Genomic DNA, 19,440 nt, shown 5'->3' on the forward strand with positions numbered 1-19,440 from the left:
CGTACGCACACGCGCCGATATGGATTTACCTTGGGAAAACTGTCGAAGTACAATGGACGCTATCGTACATTCACCTGTACCGATAGCAATGAATGAGTATCAAACTCATGGTTGAGGCAATATCTTCCCCTGATTCGCCACGACCTGCATCGCCTGTTCGATCTTTGCCTGATCGCCGAGGTAATAGCTACGGACAGGTTTCATGCCGTCGTCCAGTTCATACACCAGAGGAACGCCGGTAGGGATATTGAGTTCCATGACCTCCTGCCTGGAAAGATTGTCAAGATACATGACAAGCGCACGCAGTGAATTGCCATGGGCAGTAATGAGAACACGTTTCCCTGAATTGACCTGCGGTGCAATGGTTTCGTTCCAATAGGGGAGGAATCTGGCCACCGTGTCCTGAAGACACTCGGTCAACGGAATATCTTCGCTTGCCAAGTCCCGATACCGGGCATCGAATCCCGGATACCGGTCATCCTCAGGCGTTAGTGCGGGTGGTTGAACATCGTAGCTGCGCCGCCATATCAACACCTGCTCCTCACCATACTTGAGCGCGGTCTCAAGTTTATTCAAACCTTGCAGCGCACCGTAGTGCCGCTCATTCAACCGCCACGTCAGATTGACAGGTATCCACATCTGATCCATTTCGTCCTGCACGATCCACAAGGTCCGTATTGCGCGTTTCAATACCGACGTGTAGGCGACATCGAACGCAAACCCGTTTTCCCGCAACAGGCGTCCGGAGTTTTTTGCCTCCTCCAAACCTTTTGGCGTTAAATCCACATCTGTCCAGCCAGTAAAGCGGTTTTCCTTGTTCCAGGTGCTTTCTCCATGCCGCAGGAGAACGAGTTTTTTCATGTTTCTTCTTTATAGAAAGGATGAGATTTTTGGCCGTACGATATGGTATTTTAGAGTATTTTAAGCGTCGCCGCAGCACGGAAGCGCGCAATGACGCGGAGGCAGGAGAATACCGTAATGTTTCCCGGGACTTCCCGGCACTGAAGCAAACAATTTTTTACTACCCTCACGGTTCTCATAAAGCGGGTTGGTGGTGTTGGTCCATGCCGCAGGGTGAATGGGAATGCACCCACTCGCCATTCTCCTGGGAAAGGAGAATTACGCAATGTTCCGGTCTCTGATAAAATCGTTGGCCAAGTATATCGAGGAGCGTGGACGTGTCATTCTTGCAAAATAATATTATGCTGATCGTGGCTGCCCTGGCGAGCGGGGGTATGTTGTTGTGGCCATTGTTTCGCCGCTCTTCGGGCAAGGAGGTGGATACGCTGGTGGCGGTTCAGCTCATCAATTACAAGGACGCGGTTGTATTGGATGTACGCGAAGGGAGTGAATACAATGCCGGTCATTTACCCAATTCAAGGCATATCCCCGCAGACAAGCTTGAACAGCGCCTGCAGGAACTTGAGAAATTCAAGGACAAGCCGATTCTGTTGATACATCGCAGCGGCGTTAATACATCCGGCAAGGCCGGCGCACTCCTGCGCAGTCACGGGTTTGCGCACGTGTATAACCTGGCGGGGGGTATCGAAACGTGGCGGCAGGCGAATTTGCCCATAGTAAAGAAATAAGAAAGGGGGCCGAATGACGAGAGTAGTCATGTATTCCACCGCTTTTTGTCCATATTGCATAATGGCGGAACGCATGTTGCGGGCCAGGGGCGTGAAGGAAATAGAAAAAATCCGTATTGATCTGGAGCCTGCGCTGCGTGCCGAAATGATGGAAAAAACGGGACGCCGGACCGTTCCGCAGATCTACATAGGCGATACTCATGTGGGCGGTTATGACGATCTGGCGAAGCTTGATCGCAACAATGGATTGGTAAAGCTGCTGGCAAGCTGATGATTTTTGCTTGCGAAAGAACAGGAAAGCACCCCGTGCGCGGGGTCAGTCATCGGATAATCGTCCCAGTTGTCCCAGTTGCGTTCCGCGTTTGTTTATGCCACAACCGATTTGCCACCTGCCGGGCACATGGAGATAATGATCCAGATTGATATTTCTGAGATATCAACAGTTATACGGCGCCAGCATTTTTGATTACTCCTTTTTTGGATTATCCCTTATGGAACCCAGTATGAATAACGAGCAGCATCAGCCGGTTTTCACCATTGAAAAGCTCTATGTGAAAGACATGTCGCTGGAGATACCCAACGCGCCCAAGATCTTTCTGGAACGTGAAACACCCGAAGTGAATATACAGTTGCATACCAAGGGTGAGCGCATAGACGAAGGCATGTATGAAGTATTGTTGACAATAACCGTCACTGCCAAGGCCAAGGAGAAGACCATGTTTCTGGTTGAGGTGCAGCAGGCGGGTATTTTTCAGATTCGCCATGTACCGGAAACTGAAATGGATCCGGTGTTGGGCATTGCGTGCCCCAATATTCTTTTTCCCTATTTGAGGGAGGCTGTTTCGGACATTATTACCCGTGCGGGCTTTCACGCGGTAATCTTGAATCCAGTGAATTTTGAAGCGCTTTACTATCAGGGAAAGCAGCAGGCCGAGCAGAAAGCCACCGCACCGGAAAAGACGGAAGAAACACAAAAAGTGACCCATTAAACATGAGGTTTGCATGTGCCGCATTGCTGAAAATCTTTCAGCACAGCCGGGATCTGGTGGTGCTGGGAATTGCGGTGCTGGCGTTTCCGGCACATGCCATTGCGGCGTTTGAGTTTTTTTCCATAAACGATAATGCCGTAATCATGTACGACGCGCCGTCCCTCAAGGCGGTCAAATTATATGCCGCGACCCGGGATCTGCCGGTAGAGGCGGTGGTGAAAGTCGAAGGCTGGGTCAAGATCCGCGATAGCGAAGGCACGCTCGCCTGGGTGGAAGAAAAGGCCTTGAGCGAAAAGCGTTATGTGATTGTCAACGTGCCACTGGCAGAGGTTTATCACACCGCGAATGCAAATTCGGCGCTTATATTCCAGGCACAGCAAAACGTCATCATGGAAATGCTTGAGCCGCCTGCGAACGGCTGGGTGAAAGTACGCCACCGCGACGGTCAAGAGGGTTACGTCAGAACCAGTCAGGTCTGGGGTTCATGAGAATAGCCGTGCTGGGCGCGGGTGCATGGGGTACCGCGCTCGCCATCAGTCTCAGCACCCATTCCAATTCTTCCCACCAGGTTACTTTATGGTCCCGAAATGCGGACCACGCTGCCGAGCTCGCCTCCCGGCGGATCAACAGGCGCTATTTTCCTGATTTCCCTTTGCCCGATTCGTTGCAGCTGACCTCGGCTCTCGATGCCGCCATTGAGGAGGCGGAACTCGCTCTGATCGTCGTCCCCGTTTCGGGATTGCGTGACACATTGCGCGGAATCGTAGCCTGCGGTAAACCTGTGCCGGTAGTATGGGGATGCAAGGGATTCGAGGCTCAATCGGCAAAGATGCCACATCAGGTGGCAGAAGAGGAATACACCGGGGTAGCACCTTACGGGGTCTTGTCGGGCCCCAGTTTCGCGCACGAAGTGGGGCAGGGACTTCCCACCGCAGTGACGCTCGCCTCTCCTGACGAGGACTTCGCGCGTAGCGTGGCCGCGCAATTGCACACCACCAGGCTGAGAATTTATTCGTGCAACGACATCGTGGGCGTTGAAACAGGTGGCGCGGTCAAAAATGTCATATCGATTGCCGCGGGTATTTCCGACGGCATGCAATTTGGCTACAACGCCCGGGCGGCCCTGATAACCCGAGGTTTGGCGGAAATGACCCGATTGGGCCTGAAGCTCGGCGCTTGCATGGAAACTTTCATTGGATTGACTGGAGCGGGAGATCTGATACTCACCTGCACAGGCGATCTGTCCCGCAACCGCAGGGTGGGGCTGGGGCTTGCAGCAGGCCGCTCGCTGCCAGACATACTGCGGGAATTGGGGCATACGGCTGAAGGCGTCCATACGGCGCGGGAAGTGTTGAGGCTCGGCCTGCAACTGAACGTGGAGATGCCCATCACCAAGGCTGTATGCAGCATACTACATGAAGGTGTGCCGGCGAGACTGGCGGTGGAAGCGCTGCTCAACCGCGAACCGAAGAAAGAAAATTATTGAACTGTGAAAGCAGGCTGTTTTTTGCAGTAAGGCGTTATATGCCTTTTTCGAACCCGATCTGGCGCCACGCTTCGTAAACCACCACTGCAACCGTATTCGACAAATTAAGGCTGCGGCTGCCCCGTACCATCGGTATGCGAACGCGATGCGGTTCCGGGAAGCTCTCCAATATCTCCGCCGGCAGCCCGCGACTTTCCGCGCCGAAAAGAAAAGCATCTCCGCTTGTGTAAGCGACCAGGTCGTAGCGTTGTTTTCCCCTTGTAGACACTGCGAAAACGCGTCGACCGTGCAGGTGCGACGCACATTCCGCCCAGCTTGCATGAACGGTTATGCTGGCGAACTCATGGTAATCCAGGCCGGCGCGAAGCAATTGCTTGTCTTCCAGGATAAAACCCAGCGGCCTCACGAGATGCAGTCGCGAGCCCGTATTCGCACACAACCGAATTATGTTGCCGGTGTTGGGCGGGATTTCGGGTTGGTACAGGATTACGTCAAGCATTCGGGTCAGGGAGCTTGAAGAGCTTTTACGAATCACCGGACGGCGTTCTCGCCACCACCCATCCGCTGATATGAATAACACCGCACTTGCGCAGCACCTTTGCCAATTCGTTCAGGGTTGAACCGGTTGTCATTACATCATCCAGTATCGCAATGCGCTTGCCAGAAAGATCGGCCTCGCACGCGAATGCATCCCGGATATTTTTCTCGCGCTCTTTCCATGGAAGCCCAGTCTGGGAAGGGGTATTTTTGACGCGGCGGCAAATGGCAGGCAGCGCAGGAACGCCCAGGTTTTTCGATACTCGCCGGGCTATTTCGATTGCCTGATTGAAACCCCTTTCACGTAGCCTTGCGGGATGCAACGGCATTGGGACGATGAAGTCCGGTAATGCGGCAGCACCAATCCGGGCTGTCAGCAAATCCGCCAGAACAGACGCCATGGCAAGATTAGTTTGATATTTGAGCGAGTGAAGAAGGGCGCTTATTGGAAAAGCATAATTCACCGCAGCGACGCAGGTATCGAATGCCGGCGGATTTGCAAGGCAAGCGCCACATATGCTGGACTCGATCATGGGTGACGCGCAGACAAGGCAATGGTGAGGTGACAGATGGGGCAGGCTTTCCTTGCAGGCAGGGCAAAAGTCGCCCCTGGTGACGGCTTCACAGAGCACGCAATTCTCCGCGACCAATAACTGCGCAATATTTAATCTATTGTTCAAAATATTTCATAAAAAAATTGACAACAATGGTGTGATTGGAGATGATGGCCCTGTCTCCAAAGATGAGATTCGGCCGGTACCCATGGTCGCTCCCGTCTCACGGGCTGATTGTAACGCAGGCTGATCAGCACGATCGACCGGTTGGTCATTTAGCAGAACATACAGGATTATCTATAAGACGATATGAGCCAGTTTATTTCCGGCGCTACTGCCGATCTGAAGACGGACTCTGGCGCTGCTGCCGACGGCTTAACTGATAAGTTCGTTGATGGATTTGGTGGCGTAGCTGCTGAACCGCCGCGCTGGGATGTTTCCCGCATAGAGGCGCTGCTGGATTTGCCGTTCAGCGACCTGATCCATCGCGCCCAGTTGGTTCACCGCCAATATCACGATGCCAACGCGGTACAGCTTTCCACGCTGATTTCGGTAAAGACCGGAGGCTGTCCTGAAGACTGCGGTTATTGCCCCCAGGCCGCGCGCTACCACACGAGCGTCGAAAATCAGCATATGTTGTCCCTGGAGGAAGTAGTGACAACCGCGGCAGCCGCCAAGGCGCGAGGGGCATCCCGCTTTTGCATGGGAGCGGCGTGGCGCGGACCCAAGCAGCGCGATATCGAAAAAATGGTGGAAATGGTCAGCGCTGTAAAAGCGCTGGGGCTTGAAACCTGCACCACATTAGGCATGTTGAAGCCGGGTCAGGCGGAGCAGCTCAGGCAAGCAGGGCTGGATTATTACAATCACAACCTCGATACGGCGCCCGAATTTTACGGTGAAGTCATCACTACCCGCAATTACGAGGATAGGCTGGATACCTTGGAGAAAGTGCGCGGCGCCGGCATTAACGTTTGCTGTGGCGGTATTGTGGGTATGGGTGAATCTCGTCGTGGACGCGCCGGCCTGATCGCTCAGCTGGCCAATCTCGATCCCTATCCTGAATCCGTTCCCATCAACCACCTGGTGCAGGTGGAAGGGACGCCGCTGCATGGCACTGCTGTGCTTGATCCGCTGGAATTTGTGCGTACCATTGCAGCAGCGCGCATCACCATGCCGAAAGCGATGGTAAGGTTATCCGCCGGCAGACAGGAAATGCCAGACGCGGTGCAAGCACTATGTTTTCTGGCCGGCGCCAATTCAATTTTTTACGGCGATAAATTGCTCACCACAGGCAATCCGGAAGCTGAACGGGATAAAGCACTATTTGGCAAGCTGGGGCTCCGTTCCATATAGCGGCTCACCCTCTTATCGATTCACCTTCTCCCTTTCCCGACAACGTGAGCGCCTGACGGGCTACTCGACGGAATGCTCGACAATCTCACTGAAAACCTGCATGGGCGCTTGCGCGAACAGCTACTTGGCCGGGAGAGGCAAAAGCTGTACCGCCGCCGTCTGACACTGGAAAGCGCGCAAGGCACCCGGGTTTCAGTGAGTGGGCGAGAATACCTTGCTTTTTGCAGCAACGACTATCTCGGCCTCGCCAGTCATCCCGGGTTGATCGCAGCCGCCTGCGAGGGAGCCAGGTTATATGGAGTTGGGGCTGGCGGCTCGCACCTTATCACCGGGCATTCGTTTGCGCATCATGCGCTAGAGGAAGCGCTGGCGAGCTTTACCGGGCTTCCCCAGGCATTATTATTCTCCACGGGTTATATGGCCAACGCAGGGGTGGTGGCGGCGCTGACTGGCCGTGGCGATGCGATATTCGCGGATAAGCTCAATCATGCCTCGCTCAACGATGCCGTACTGATTTCCCGCGCGAAGTTCAGCCGTTATCCGCACCTCGACCTGAATGTATTGGAACGGCAACTCGCCGCCTCAAATGCCAAAAGCAAACTCGTGATAACCGACGCGGTGTTCAGCATGGATGGGGACATCGCGCCTGTGGCCAACCTCGCGGAGTTGTGCGAAAAATACGACGCATGGCTGATGCTCGACGATGCGCACGGCTTCGGCGTTCTCGGGCCACAGGGGAGGGGGGTAATGCCCCATTTCGGTATCTGTTCGCCACGCATAATCTACATGGCAACGCTCGGCAAGGCGACGGGTGTATTCGGCGCTTTTGTGGCTGCGCAAGCGGAAGTTATCGAAACCCTGATTCAGCACGCACGAAGCTATATCTATACTACCGCGGCTCCGCCGCTATTGTCCCATGCCTTGCTGAAAAGCCTGGAGTTGATCGAGCGCGAAGAGTGGCGGCGCGAGAAGCTGACGCAAATTACTGCTGTGCTCAAACAGGAATTGCAGCCCTTGCGCTGGAAGCTGCTGCCGTCGGCTACTCCTATCCAGCCTTTGATAATAGGGGAGAATGATAAAGCCTTGCAGCTCAGCGAAGCATTGCGCCAGAGAGGAATTCTGGTTCCAGCTATCCGCCCCCCAACGGTTCCGAAAGGCGGTTCGCGACTGCGGATTTCGCTCTCAGCCTCGCATACCGTGGAAGACGTGGCACGACTGGGAGCGGCGCTGAGAGAACTGGACAACAGTGCTTGAAGAGATCGAGGCTACTTTGCCACTCTTGATGCACATAAGCTTATAAGCAATGAGTCTTCACATTGAATCCGTCGGCGCCGGTCCCGATCTTGTACTACTGCATGGGTGGGCAATGCACAGCGGTATATGGCGGGAGGTTCGAAGTGGGTTGGCACAGCATTTCCGCCTGCACTTGGTGGACTTGCCCGGACATGGATTCAGCCCGGGATTTAATACGGCTGACATATCCGGCTCGCACGCTGGCATGCTGGAACGCACGGTTGAAATGATTGCTGATATTTTGCCCGCAAACTGTATCGCTTGCGGATGGTCGCTGGGCGGGCAGGTCGCAATCGAACTCGCGCTGCGAGATGCGGCACGCATTGCCAAGGTGGCCTTGATTTCCACCACACCCTCCTTTGTCAAACGCAAGGACGGCGGTAACGACTCGCACGACTCGCCAGGGCAAGCTGGGTGGGCGTGGGGAATGGACGCCACGGCCTTGCAGTTATTCACACGGAATTTGAGGCGGGATTGCCGGACTACCCTGCAAAGGTTTCTTACCTTGCAGGTGAGCGGCGGCAGTGATACCGCGTCGGAGCTGACCTGGTTGCGGGATAGCTTATTCGAACGTGGAGACCCGGACGAAGCCTCACTCGCGGCAGGACTTCAGATTCTGCTATCGGCCGATCTGCGGAAAAAAATAAAGAATATCAGCCAGCCGGTTTTACTTTTTCATGGCGAGAACGACGTCATCACCCATCCTGATGCGGCAAGATGGATGAACCGTCAATTGCAAAATTCGAAACTGATCATGTTGCGGAATTGTGGGCATGTTCCCTTTTTATCTTATCCCGGCCAATTCATAGACGGCATGGTTCGGTTTTCAAGAACGGGTACTCGGTGAACTACGACCATACTATCGACAAGCGCCAGGTGCGCACAGCTTTCGAGCGGGCAGCGCCTGATTACGACAAGGCGGCGATCCTGCAACGTGAGGTGTGCGATCGTATGCTATCCCGTCTCGACTACATCAAACACCTCCCAGATGTCATTCTCGATGCCGGCAGCGGCACAGGCTACGGTACGCGCAAGCTGCTCACGCGCTACCCTGCCGCCCGCATGCTTGCAATCGATATCGCCCCCGCAATGCACTTGCAGGCGCGTCCGTCTCCTTCGCCGTGGCGACAATTATTGAAGCTTGGCAGGACGGAAGGCCGCAATCAGACCAGCTACATAGCGGGAGATATAGAACAATTGCCGTTTAAAGATTCCTGCGCGGGTCTTGTGTGGTCCAACCTGGTGCTGCAATGGTGCAATGATCTAAAAAAGACATTTGCCGAGGTGCATCGAGTGCTTCACACCGGCGGCTTGTTCATGTTCAGCACTTTTGGGCCTGATACCCTGAAAGAGTTGCGCCAGGCATTCCGTAATATCGATGATTACAGTCATGTCAATCGCTTCACCGACATGCACGATATTGGCGACATGCTGGTTCATAGCGGCTTCGCTACACCGGTCATGGATATGGAATATTTCACGCTGACCTACGACGACGTGATCGGTGTGATGCGCGATCTCAAAGCTATCGGCGCTCATAATGTGACTCAGGGCAGGCGGCGCGGCTTAACCGGAAAAGCCGCGTGGCAAAAAGCGGTAGGCCATTACGAGAGCAAGCGGATAGCGGGAAAATTGCCAGCGACTTTTGAGGTGGTTTACGGCCATGCCTGGAAGCTGCAGCCGCGCGGAAACGTACTCACACCGGAGACCAGGCGTCAGCTTGGCCTGATATAAGCGGTTTTCGTTTCACAATCCATGATCCATAATCCATGAAACCAGGTTATTTCGTCACCGGTACCGGCACAGGCGTGGGCAAGACCCTGGTCAGTTGCGCTTTGCTTCATGCCTTCAGCGCTTCCGGCAAGACTACCGTGGGAATGAAGCCGGTTGCGGCGGGTTGCGAGAATGGGAAATGGCAGGATGTCGAATTGCTCACGGTGGCGAGCACGATGGCTGCCCCGCAAGAGCTGGTAAATCCTTATGCATTGATCCCGCCGATCGCGCCGCATATCGCGGCAGGCCGGACAGACATCAACATCGATATCAACGTCATCCGCCAGGCCTGTCTCCAATTGCAACAAATTGCGGATGTGATGATTGTTGAAGGGGTGGGCGGTTTTCTCGTGCCGTTAAATGACCATCAGGACAGCGCCGACATGGCAAAGGCATTAGGGCTGCCCGTTATCCTGGTAGTGGGGATGCAGCTTGGCTGTCTAAATCATGCGTTGCTGACCGCCCGGACTGTGCGGGCAACCGGACTACCGCTGGCGGGGTGGGTGGCGAACTGCATTGATCCGCAAATGTTGGCCCTGGACGAGAATGTGCTTGCATTGGAGCAGCGCTTGGCCTGCCCCTTGCTGGGTGTGCTGCCGTTTGAACAAAATCCGGATGCCAGGAAATTGTCGGCGTTGCTGGATATTGCGGGATAAGACAGGGATTTTCCAGATCCATCCCGTTAACCTTGGTGCGGAATCGCGGACGGCACCGAGTTGGCGGCTGTAATTAATAAGCGGCGAACTCATATCATCACACCCTGATGTGCAGGCGGCACATTCAGCAGGCGGTCTTCCGACTGAAATACGAACAGGCCTACGAATAGGCCAAGAAGCGTTATGACAATACTTGCAAAAAATGCTGTCCAGAATCCGGAGATCTTGAATCCTGGAACGATCGTCGATACCAGAAGCAGCATAAGGGCATTAATAACAAGCAGAAAGAACCCAAAACTTATCAGCGTCAGCGGAATTGTCAGGATGATGATGACCGGTCTGATGACAGCGTTGGCAAAACCTAATAGCAGAGCCGATAGAAGCAGCGATTTTTTGCTGGTAAATGAAATGCCGTGAAAAATGAAGCTCACAATCCATAACGAGAGCGCAGTTATTCCCCAGTGTGCCAAGAACTCCATCATATTGTCCAATATTGCCCAGCCTCGGATTTATCCGGTTAAAAAAGTGTCGAAGAGCTGTTGTTGAGCCGGCGCCTATGCCTGTTCTCATAGCGAGTTTTACTTTTATCATTTTTCATGCTGTTTTTGCTATTCGCGGATATCTAAGACTACCTGAAAATCGTCCGCCAGAACTCCTATGAGCGTCACACTGACCTGTGCCCTTGATCGGGAAATTTTACAGTAGATATTCTCGTCTTCCCCCAAAAACCGGCACAGAGCCAAAAATATGGCTTCAGCAGCATTGGCACGAATTCTGCTTATTCTTATTTAGAGGACGCAGACGGGAGCCTAACCGTGGTTCCAGCCTTGACAGTATTTGGATGCTGTTGCAACAAGTGTTGTTGCTTCCCATGAACAGGACTATGATGCGTTCGCGGCTCGCTCTGCTGGGGATCGGCTTTCCTGAGCAGGTGAAGAGGGTTGCCACAGGGAACACATGCGCAGTAGTGGTAGGGGCATTGGTGAATAAATGCCATACTGTGGAATTCGCAATCAAGGGCAAGGATAAGCCTTCGTTAAACGTTTTAAAACAGTCCACTCAAACTAAATGGCTATTTCTTCGGATATCCTTAATGCGAGTATTTTAATCGTCGACGACAGAAAAGTTAATGTCGAACTGATTTATTGCATGCTGTCCAACGCCGGCTACACGTCATTGACCTCTACCGTGAATCCGCTTGAGGTCTGCGACCTTCATCGCGCTAACGAATACGACCTCATCCTGCTCGACCTGATGATGCCGAAGATGGATGGATTTCAGGTGATGGAAGGACTCAAGCTGGTCGAATCCGAGATCGAACAGAAAACCGGACCGAAGATTGAATCCGACGGCTGCCTTCCGGTTCTGGTGATCACGGCCCAGCCAGAGCATAAGGAACGTGCACTGCAGGCAGGCGCAAAAGGCTTTATTTCCAAGCCTTTTGATCGACTCGAGGTATTAACCCACATTCGCGATGTTTTGGAGATCCGGTTGTTGCAGAAAGAGTTGCAACAATTTATCACGAGCCTGGAGGTCACGCTCAGCGAGCGAACCGCACCGCTGCGCGAAACGGAAGAGCTGTTTTATCAGCTGGCAGGTAACCTCCCTCAAGTTTTCTGGGTCTGGGATGTTCATGACCAGACGTTTCGCTACATCAACCCCGCATGGGAGAAAATGACGGGCCGGCGCGTTGCTCCCGGCGATAAACTGGACAAATTTTTTGCGGCGGTTCATCCGGAAGACATGCAGCGAGTGATCCGGGAAGCAAGTGAATTATCGCGCCGCAGCGTGGATCATGATTACCGTCTGCTGCTGCCCGACAATACGGTACGCTGGGTTCATACCCGAACCTTTCCGATAAAGGACTCAAAGGGAGTGCATCGGGTCGTGGGGATCACGGATGACATCACACACAGAAAAGGCGCGGATCAGCGGTTACTGCAGCTTGCTCACTACGACTCACTCACCGATCTTCCCAATCGTAATCTGTTTGATGAGTCTCTCCAGAAGATCATCAAACAAGCCGAAATGAATCATCGGACCATTTCCGTACTGTTTCTGGACATTGATAACTTCAAAAAAATAAATGACGATCTGGGGCGTGCAATCGGAGACGAGTTGCTTCGGCAGTTCAGTCGTCGTTTACTGGAATGCCTGCGCGTTACCGATATGGTTGCACGGCTGGGCGGAGATGAGTTTGGGTGCATTCTCGTCACTCCCGACGGTTCCGGAGACGCCGGGGTCGTTGCAAGTAAGATCAGGGAAGCATTGCGGCAACCTTTCAATCTGCTGGATCATGAGATCACGGTTACAGCGAGCATCGGAATCAGCGTTTATCCGACCGATTCGCTTGATGCGGATGCACTTGTTCAAAATGGCGGCACGGCTATGTACCGGTCAAAAGAAGCGGGGAGGGACACCTATCGCTTTTTCACCGCAGAGATGAACGCACGAGCGATCGAAAAGCTGGATCAGGAAAACGCCTTGCGGCGTGCACTCGACCTGAATGAGTTCGTATTATATTACCAGCCGAAGGTGGAACTCTCCATGGGACGAATCACGGGAGTCGAAGCCCTGATAAGATGGAGACGCCCGGGGCATGGACTTATCGCACCCCTGGAATTCATATCGGTTCTCGAACAAACCGGGTTGATCAGCGAGGTGGGAGCCTGGGTTATCGAGAGTGCATGCAAGCAAATCTCAAAGTGGAGGCGTTCGGGAATCGGAGAAATTCCGGTATCGGTCAACGTCTCGGGCCGGCAATTCTCTCAGGGCACGCTAAACCAGGACATAATCCGGGCAACCCAGGAGAATGACGTCCACCCGGAATTGCTCGAGTTTGAGTTGCAGACTGAAAGGGCGCTTCGAGAGAACAGCATCGACTCCGATTTACTGGAATTGGAGATGACGGAAAGCTCTTTGATGACGCATGCAAAAAAAACGGCTGGCATTCTCCAAAGGCTTAAATTACTCGGGATTCGAATTTCGATCGACGATTTTGGTACTGGTTACTCCAGCCTGGCTTATGTGAGACGTCTTCCTATTGATGTGCTTAAAATCGATCGTTCTTTCATTGCGGAAATAACAACGAATTCAGCGGATGCCGCGATTACGACTGCTATCATCGAGATGGCGCACAGTCTTAACGTAAAAGTCGTGGCCGAGGGGGTAGAAACAGTTGAACAGCTGGATTTTCTACGAGAACGAGGGTGCGACGAAATTCAGGGCTATTATTTTGCGCGCCCGCTTCCTGCACACGAAATCGCAAAATTGCTTTTGAGCGGCAACAGGTTTCTAAAGCCGGCGCAATCTCTCATCGTCTAGCAAAATCTGGTTATGGGCCAGGCGACCTGTTAAAGCAAGTAACTGGTATTCGCTTGGCTGTCCTCTAGAGAGCAATGATCCGCTGTTGAAGCAGGATCGGATACAATACGCCTTCGCCTTCATTCATGCGCACCAAGCGCTCTCCACATTTTTTCTTTTTCTTCAAGCATGCGTTTTGCCTGTTTAGGTAGCGGTTCTCAAGGTAATGGTCTTGTGGTCGAGGTAGCAGATACCAGATTACTACTGGATTGCGGCTTTACATTAAAGGAAACCACGATTCGGCTTTCAAAGCTCGGCCTGGAACCCGGGATGATCGATGGAATCGTCGTTACTCACGAACACAGCGACCATATTGATGGCGTGGCGCGATTTGCACGAAGATTTGGTACCCCGGTCTGGTTGACATACGGAACTTTGCGCAGCGTAGGGAAGAAGTTTGATCTGTTGCCGGCAGTGAATATCATCGACGGTTATCAGCGTTTCTCCGTTAAGGATATCGAGGTAGAGCCCTATCCGGTTCCGCATGATGCTCAGGAACCTGCACAGTTTGTATTTGGCGATGGTGCAGTGCGATTAGGCGTACTGACCGATGCCGGCAGCTCGACGCCCCATATCGAAGCGGTATTGAGTCAGTGCCACGCACTTGTGCTGGAATGCAACCATGACGCTACAATGCTTGCAAACAGCGATTATCCTTATAGTCTCAAGCAACGCGTCGGAGGCCGTTTTGGCCATCTCGAGAATTCTGCTTCGGCCAGCCTTCTTGCCAGCCTTGATTGCAGTCGCCTTCAGCATATCATTGCTGCTCATTTGAGCCAGAAAAACAATACACCGTTGCTTGCGCAAACTGGGTTGAGCGGCGCGTTAAACTGCGGGATAGACTGGATCGGCGTTGCTGACCAGAGCGATGGTTTCGGCTGGCGTCAGATGATCTGACCCCCCGCCAACAATAAAAAGCCGCCCCTTTATCCCGAGGGCGGCATTTCCGCTATTCGTCCTTCCCGGCTCCTTGCTCAGGCGGCGGGAGGCGTCTGCCTTGTTATTCCTTGTTGGCGTCGTCCTCAGCGGACGGAGCAGCAGGCTCAGCCGGTGTGCCGGAAGTTATTTTTGCGAAATTATCTTTTTCCTGTTCGGGAAGCGCCTGATTCGGCTTGCCACAAGCAGTCATCGTCATGGCCGCTAAAACAGCCGCGAGGAGTGTGTATTTCATTATCTATTCCCTCTAAATTTTTATGGTGACAAAGTTCCAATTATATAGTGAACCGCCGGAGTCATTCAAGCTGGAAGCTCGAGAACGAAATTGATGCAAGACTATTGCGTATTTTTAAGCAAGAAAAAAGCCATCCCGGAGGATGGCTTTTTTCTGCCTACGCACTATTTCTATTAGTGGCCTGCAGGAATGGGGCTTTGCCCAGGCGGCAGCGGGTTACCGTTGCCGTCAAGCGTGTGTCCGGGAAGGACGGCCTGGCCAGAATATTCATCGTCATCGTCTCCACCGGGCGCCGCGGAAACCTTGTCATCCGGAGCCGTGGCGGCCGGAGCTTCAGAACCACGTTCTTCAGCCAGGGTTGTGCCTTCTTCAGTTCTGGTTCCGTATGATGTGGAATTTTCAGGTAGTGCTTGTTTCGGTCTGTCGCATGCTGTCAGAGCAAGTGCCACCAAAGCGGCGGCGATGAGTGAAAGTTTCATTATCGGGGCGTCCTTAAATAAAATAGAAATAGGTTGTGACGGGTCCATTATATAGCAAAAATATCCCCCACCAACCGAAATTTGCGAAACCCGCCATTGAGTCGCTAACAGCGGATTTCAATTGTGGCGTAAGACCTGAGACCCTTCGAGAATAATCTTGTTACCGCTTATTTGCCTGATTCTTCTTTCTCGGCACCCGCGCTGCCGGCGGGCCCTTGAGCGCCAGCAGCCTCGTCTGTTGACGGTTTATCCAGCTCGTCAAAATTAGGCGCCGAGTCACGTTCAACCGAGGCAGAGGGAGGCGGCTTATCCATAGGATGTTTTTTATATTCACCGCAAGCGGTCAGCGCGAGTGCCGTTACGACAACAGCGAGGAGACTGTATTTCATTATTAATCATCCTATGGTTTCAGAGAAAGCCGTAGTGTAACAAAAGCGTTCGGGTCATTCAAATCCGGGGGTGACAATTGGCGGGATTCTCCATAAAGAGTACCGCCTAAAAAAAACCGTCCCTAGGGACGGTTTTTTTAAAGCTTGCTTGCTGGCATCACTATCAGGGTTGTTCTTTCGGCGGTTCATCTTTCGTTGTCTCCGTCCCGGCAGCGTCCTTCTGTGCTGCTTCGATGTCTGCGTCGCTGAGTTGTCCTTCACGTTTCTCCCAAAGGCTGGGGGGATACTGACCAGGCTTGCCTTCCCCAGGCTTCTTCTCTCTCATTTGATCACAGGAGGTTAATGCTAGTGTTACCAGAGCGGCGGCGAGGAGCGAGTACTTCATTTTTTTAATCTCCTTTATAGGTTTATCACGTACAACAAGTAATTTGTCAAACATCTCGGCCATTCAAATCTTGGAAGACCATCTATTCTTTATAGCCATTATCTTAATAGCAGAATTAAGAAATGTTGTCTAGTCGTTGTATCACAAAGTCATAGGTGATAGAGGCAGTCTCCCCGAAAGCCGCGCCCTTATTAGCTCATACAGAGCGGAGCCGCGGGTTATTGCTTTTTGTGAAGCGCAGCCTGGCAATGATTCTCGAGAGGTTTGTAGAACAGATCAAAGCCAGGGGGAAGTCATTTATCATTTCGTCCGGCTTAGATCAATATAACCATAGAGATACCATTGATAAAGCAGCTCAAGCGCCTCGTCGTCAAAACCTTCTCCCCCGGGCAATGCAAGATAATCCGCCAATTTTCCCAATACCGTGCGGGCGGTGGAACGCACTTCCGATAGTTCACCATTCACAAAAATATACTTTCCGCTGCATAACATGCGGCTCCTCAGATTCAACTGAAGTTTTCCTTTTTCAAGCTGGCAGGCAAATTCTTGCTGCGTCAAGGGATGTAACGGTGGGGTAAAAAAAACATGAGGCTTGGGCTCCGTCAGGTAGATTCCCAGAAACCGTTCAACCTCGGCACGATCCCATTTGATTTTGTCGAGCGCCACAACTGCCTGATGCAGCATATCGGCACTTATGTGGCCAGGGCGGGATTGAAGGCGGATATCCGGGTCATGGTACATTCCTTCGATCTCGCTATTGTCCTGCAGGTAAATGAGAAACTGAGTCGCAAGTTCCTGGTAGGTGGGAGCTCGAAAGCCAACCGAATAGGTCATGCAGTGACCATCTGCCGCTACCCCGTTGTGCGCATAGCCCGGCGGCAGATACAGCATATCACCCGGTTCCAGCACCCACTCCTGCTCCGGCCTGAAATCCCGCAGGATTTTTAATGGTGCATTCATCACCAATTTCTTGTCCTGCTGAGCTGATATCTGCCAATGTCGGCGCCCCGTGCCCTGCAGTAAAAAGACATCGTATGAATCGAAATGAGGTCCGACCCCTCCCCCCTCGGGAGCATAACTGACCATCAGGTCATCAAGCCGGGCGTGCGGGATGAAATTGAATTGCAGCAACAATTCACGGGCTTCGGGCAGGAAGTGATTGACATCCTGTACCAGCAGTGTCCAATGTTTTTTGGGCAAGCGTGAAATATTGCGGGCTGTGAAAGGCCCATGCCTGACCTCCCATTTGCCATTCTTTTGAGTAATCAGGCGTGACTGCGCATCTTCGCAGCATGCGAGATCGATCAGGCCGCCGGGAGTGAGAGGCCCTTGAAATCCTGGTAGGGCTCCACGTACGAGCAAGGGTTTTTTTTGCCAGTAATCCCGAAGAAAATTTTTCGGGGAAATACCCCCCAGCAGACTGGTTTTCATTTTGGAATCATATGAGATGATGCAAGGCCTTCCATAAATACTCAGGGCCTCGAGCAGCTTATCCGCATGCTCATAAAGGCCCATATGCGGGACACTTCAAGAAAGATCAGGCTCAAGCGTTCTCACCGGCCCCGCATGAACATCTTGTCGAGATCTGCAAGGCTGATCTCAAACCAGGTTGGCCTGCCATGATTGCACTGTCCTGAACGCTCGGTTGCCTCCATTTCACGTAATAGCGCATTCATTTCAGGAATGGTCAGCATTCGATTGGCACGGACCGCGCCGTGGCAAGCCATGGTTGAAAGCATTTCATTACGCCTGCTGGTCAACACCCGGCTGGCACCGAACTCATGGATTTCGCGCAGCACGTCGCGCGCGAGCTTAACCACATCGGCATCCTTGAGCGCGGCGGGCACAGATCGCACTGTTAGCATGGTTGGGGAGAGCATCGCTATTTCGAACCCGAGTTCGGTCAGGATGTCCCGGTTTTCTTCGGCTGTCGCAATATCCAGGCTATCCGCCTGAAATATCGCCGGGATCAGCAAGGGCTGCGTGAAGAGCACATGGTCATCAAGCGCGGTTTTGAGCTTCTCGTACAGAATCCGCTCGTGCGCTGCGTGCATATCCACGACAAGCAAGCCTCGTTCATTCTGGGAAAGAATATAAATACCCAGAAGCTGGCCCAACGCGAAGCCCAACGGCGGAACGTCCTGTTTCTCGAAATCTGCCGGCGTCTGCGGTACTTCTGATAATTTTTGACCGGGGGTGTCGGAGCCGAAAAGTGTCGAGTAAAACGACTGCGGCTGGGCTACTCCCGCAGCCGGTACAGGTGGAACGAGCGGCATGAAGCTCTGCCTTGGATAGGAAGGCGCTCCAGTGGCCTGTCCAAATACTGCTCGGCTACTGGTTTCCTGTCTGCTTCCTGCTGCACCCGGTACAGAGACTGAGGCCGCGGACAAGGATTGCGGCGACGCCAGCGCTTTATCAATCGTATGGAAAATGAATTGATGCAGTGCACGGGGATCGCGGAATCTCACCTCGGTTTTAGTAGGATGGACATTCACATCCACGCTCCCGGCATTCATTTCGAGAAACAGCACAAAGGCGGGATGCCGATCCAGATGCAGCACGTCACGATAGGCCTCGCGTAGCGCATGGGCGATCACTTTGTCGCGCACGAAGCGGCCATTGACAAAGAAATACTGTGCGTCGCGGGAAGATCGGGAGTATGCGGGCAATGCCGCTGATCCCCAGAGCCGGAGGTCCGCCGCCTGTTCGTCAATGAATATCGAGGTCTGGCTGAATTCATCGCCCAGTATTGCCGCGATTCGGCGCCTTGTATCCGCCGCACGCAAGTGATGGCGTGCAGTACCGTTGTGTTGCAGTGTGAAAGCGATATCCGGTCGCGACAAGGCGATGCGCCGAAAGGCTTCTTCGCAATGCGAAAATTCGGTGCCATCGGTTTTTAAAAATTTGCGCCGGGCGGGAGTGTTGAAGTAGAGGTTGTGCATTTCAACCGTAGTGCCTTTGGCAAGCGCTGCCGGTTCCGGTTCCGACAAACGGCCTCCCTCGGCTTCTATCCGCCAGGCATGTTTTTGCTCTGCACCGCGACTGGCCAGCCTCAGGCGTGAAACGGACGCGATACTTGCCAGTGCCTCGCCACGGAAACCCAGGCTCGCCACTTTTTGCAGATCTTCAAGGCTATCGATCTTGCTGGTGGCATGACGCGCGAGCGCGAGCGGCAGATCGTCTCTGGAGATGCCTGCTCCATTATCCGATACACGGACGAGCTTTGTTCCACCCTGGAAGATATGCACTGCTATTTCTGACGCTCCCGCATCAACGCTGTTTTCCAGTATTTCCTTAAGTGCCGAAGCCGGGCGCTCGACGACCTCCCCAGCGGCAATCTGGCTGACAAGCAGGTCGGGTAGCAGCTTGATCGTGTTCATTAGCATTTTCGGCGAGGATATGCCTTTATTATACTACCGGTAC

The 19,440-nt window shown here is 53.1% G+C and carries 22 protein-coding genes; 12 read left to right on the forward strand and 10 right to left on the reverse strand.

Translation table 11 applies throughout. From position 1 onward, the window contains the following. Nucleotides 1-105: 105 nt before the first annotated feature. Nucleotides 106-861 carry a 2,3-diphosphoglycerate-dependent phosphoglycerate mutase gene (gene gpmA, locus BMZ14_RS01430; protein ID WP_074793852.1) on the reverse strand — a complete coding sequence of 252 codons (756 nt, stop codon included), beginning with the start codon at nucleotides 859-861 and terminating at the stop codon, nucleotides 106-108. Nucleotides 862-1,178: 317 nt separating this feature from the next. On the opposite strand from gpmA, the gene BMZ14_RS01435 reads away from it, so the two are divergent. From BMZ14_RS01435 to BMZ14_RS01455, 5 genes are all read left to right on the forward strand, one after another. After that, the gene (locus BMZ14_RS01435; RefSeq protein WP_074793854.1) at nucleotides 1,179-1,589 is read left to right on the forward strand and encodes a rhodanese-like domain-containing protein; all 411 of its coding nucleotides are present in this window, start codon (nucleotides 1,179-1,181) and stop codon (nucleotides 1,587-1,589) included. A 13-nt stretch (nucleotides 1,590-1,602) separates the two neighbouring features. Continuing rightward, complete coding sequence (gene grxC / locus BMZ14_RS01440; RefSeq protein ID WP_074793856.1) at nucleotides 1,603-1,860, forward strand: glutaredoxin 3; 258 nt, start codon at nucleotides 1,603-1,605, stop codon at nucleotides 1,858-1,860. Between the two features lie 220 nt (nucleotides 1,861-2,080). Further along, entirely contained in the window at nucleotides 2,081-2,578 is a 498-nt protein-coding gene (secB, locus tag BMZ14_RS01445) for a protein-export chaperone SecB (protein ID WP_371265515.1), read from the forward strand. 23 nt (nucleotides 2,579-2,601) lie between these two features. Further along, nucleotides 2,602-3,066, forward strand: coding sequence for an SH3 domain-containing protein (locus BMZ14_RS01450; RefSeq protein WP_256208300.1), 465 nt, complete (start codon nucleotides 2,602-2,604; stop codon nucleotides 3,064-3,066). Continuing rightward, a complete protein-coding gene (locus tag BMZ14_RS01455) occupies nucleotides 3,063-4,064 on the forward strand; it encodes an NAD(P)H-dependent glycerol-3-phosphate dehydrogenase (protein ID WP_074793860.1) in 1,002 nt (333 codons plus the stop codon). Before BMZ14_RS01450 ends, BMZ14_RS01455 begins: the two co-directional genes overlap by 4 nt. A gap of 34 nt (nucleotides 4,065-4,098) precedes the next feature. Here the strand turns inward: BMZ14_RS01455 and trmL are convergent, their stop codons facing one another. Together trmL and BMZ14_RS01465 are read right to left on the reverse strand one after the other, a co-directional pair. Continuing rightward, the gene (trmL, locus tag BMZ14_RS01460) at nucleotides 4,099-4,563 is read right to left on the reverse strand and encodes a tRNA (uridine(34)/cytosine(34)/5-carboxymethylaminomethyluridine(34)-2'-O)-methyltransferase TrmL (RefSeq protein WP_074793862.1); all 465 of its coding nucleotides are present in this window, start codon (nucleotides 4,561-4,563) and stop codon (nucleotides 4,099-4,101) included. A 25-nt stretch (nucleotides 4,564-4,588) separates the two neighbouring features. Further along, nucleotides 4,589-5,281 carry a ComF family protein gene (locus BMZ14_RS01465; RefSeq protein ID WP_256208302.1) on the reverse strand — a complete coding sequence of 231 codons (693 nt, stop codon included), beginning with the start codon at nucleotides 5,279-5,281 and terminating at the stop codon, nucleotides 4,589-4,591. Nucleotides 5,282-5,464: 183 nt separating this feature from the next. Here BMZ14_RS01465 and bioB point away from each other — a divergent pair, with 183 nt between their 5' ends. The 5 genes from bioB (at nucleotide 5,465) to bioD (ending at nucleotide 10,230) form a co-directional block, all read left to right on the forward strand. Then, on the forward strand, nucleotides 5,465-6,508 hold the full coding sequence (gene bioB, locus BMZ14_RS01470; RefSeq protein WP_074793866.1) for a biotin synthase BioB: 1,044 nt from the start codon (nucleotides 5,465-5,467) through the stop codon (nucleotides 6,506-6,508). A 72-nt stretch (nucleotides 6,509-6,580) separates the two neighbouring features. Further along, nucleotides 6,581-7,762 (forward strand): 8-amino-7-oxononanoate synthase, encoded by a 1,182-nt coding sequence (gene bioF / locus BMZ14_RS01475; protein WP_083396573.1) that lies wholly within the window; start codon nucleotides 6,581-6,583, stop codon nucleotides 7,760-7,762. 49 nt (nucleotides 7,763-7,811) lie between these two features. Beyond that, on the forward strand, nucleotides 7,812-8,648 hold the full coding sequence (locus tag BMZ14_RS01480; RefSeq protein WP_074793868.1) for an alpha/beta fold hydrolase: 837 nt from the start codon (nucleotides 7,812-7,814) through the stop codon (nucleotides 8,646-8,648). Beyond that, nucleotides 8,645-9,535 carry a malonyl-ACP O-methyltransferase BioC gene (gene bioC / locus BMZ14_RS01485; protein WP_074793870.1) on the forward strand — a complete coding sequence of 297 codons (891 nt, stop codon included), beginning with the start codon at nucleotides 8,645-8,647 and terminating at the stop codon, nucleotides 9,533-9,535. Before BMZ14_RS01480 ends, bioC begins: the two co-directional genes overlap by 4 nt. Before the next feature lie 35 nt (nucleotides 9,536-9,570). Next, nucleotides 9,571-10,230, forward strand: a complete 660-nt coding sequence (gene bioD / locus BMZ14_RS01490) for a dethiobiotin synthase (RefSeq protein ID WP_074793872.1) — start codon at nucleotides 9,571-9,573, stop codon at nucleotides 10,228-10,230. A gap of 89 nt (nucleotides 10,231-10,319) precedes the next feature. Here the strand turns inward: bioD and BMZ14_RS01495 are convergent, their stop codons facing one another. Next, a complete protein-coding gene (locus BMZ14_RS01495; RefSeq protein WP_256208305.1) occupies nucleotides 10,320-10,712 on the reverse strand; it encodes a phage holin family protein in 393 nt (130 codons plus the stop codon). Between the two features lie 586 nt (nucleotides 10,713-11,298). On the opposite strand from BMZ14_RS01495, the gene BMZ14_RS01500 reads away from it, so the two are divergent. Together BMZ14_RS01500 and BMZ14_RS01505 are read left to right on the forward strand one after the other, a co-directional pair. Then, a complete protein-coding gene (locus BMZ14_RS01500) occupies nucleotides 11,299-13,554 on the forward strand; it encodes a GGDEF/EAL domain-containing response regulator (RefSeq protein ID WP_074793876.1) in 2,256 nt (751 codons plus the stop codon). 168 nt (nucleotides 13,555-13,722) lie between these two features. Further along, nucleotides 13,723-14,490 (forward strand): MBL fold metallo-hydrolase, encoded by a 768-nt coding sequence (locus tag BMZ14_RS01505; RefSeq protein ID WP_074793878.1) that lies wholly within the window; start codon nucleotides 13,723-13,725, stop codon nucleotides 14,488-14,490. A gap of 103 nt (nucleotides 14,491-14,593) precedes the next feature. Here the strand turns inward: BMZ14_RS01505 and BMZ14_RS14965 are convergent, their stop codons facing one another. The 6 genes from BMZ14_RS14965 to mutL form a co-directional block, all read right to left on the reverse strand. After that, a complete protein-coding gene (locus BMZ14_RS14965) occupies nucleotides 14,594-14,764 on the reverse strand; it encodes a hypothetical protein (RefSeq protein ID WP_177186887.1) in 171 nt (56 codons plus the stop codon). Nucleotides 14,765-14,937: 173 nt separating this feature from the next. Beyond that, nucleotides 14,938-15,243, reverse strand: coding sequence for a hypothetical protein (locus tag BMZ14_RS01510; protein WP_074795432.1), 306 nt, complete (start codon nucleotides 15,241-15,243; stop codon nucleotides 14,938-14,940). Between the two features lie 167 nt (nucleotides 15,244-15,410). Beyond that, nucleotides 15,411-15,632 (reverse strand): hypothetical protein, encoded by a 222-nt coding sequence (locus tag BMZ14_RS01515; protein WP_074793880.1) that lies wholly within the window; start codon nucleotides 15,630-15,632, stop codon nucleotides 15,411-15,413. Nucleotides 15,633-15,795: 163 nt separating this feature from the next. Beyond that, nucleotides 15,796-16,080 (reverse strand): hypothetical protein, encoded by a 285-nt coding sequence (locus BMZ14_RS01520; RefSeq protein WP_256208306.1) that lies wholly within the window; start codon nucleotides 16,078-16,080, stop codon nucleotides 15,796-15,798. Nucleotides 16,081-16,317: 237 nt separating this feature from the next. Next, nucleotides 16,318-17,448: a cupin domain-containing protein gene (locus BMZ14_RS01525; RefSeq protein ID WP_074795435.1), complete on the reverse strand. Its 1,131-nt coding sequence runs from the start codon at nucleotides 17,446-17,448 to the stop codon at nucleotides 16,318-16,320. A 122-nt stretch (nucleotides 17,449-17,570) separates the two neighbouring features. Then, nucleotides 17,571-19,397, reverse strand: a complete 1,827-nt coding sequence (gene mutL / locus BMZ14_RS01530) for a DNA mismatch repair endonuclease MutL (protein ID WP_074793882.1) — start codon at nucleotides 19,395-19,397, stop codon at nucleotides 17,571-17,573. Nucleotides 19,398-19,440: the final 43 nt, after the last annotated feature.

This window comes from Nitrosospira briensis (assembly GCF_900115125.1).
Classification (GTDB): domain Bacteria; phylum Pseudomonadota; class Gammaproteobacteria; order Burkholderiales; family Nitrosomonadaceae; genus Nitrosospira; species Nitrosospira briensis_A.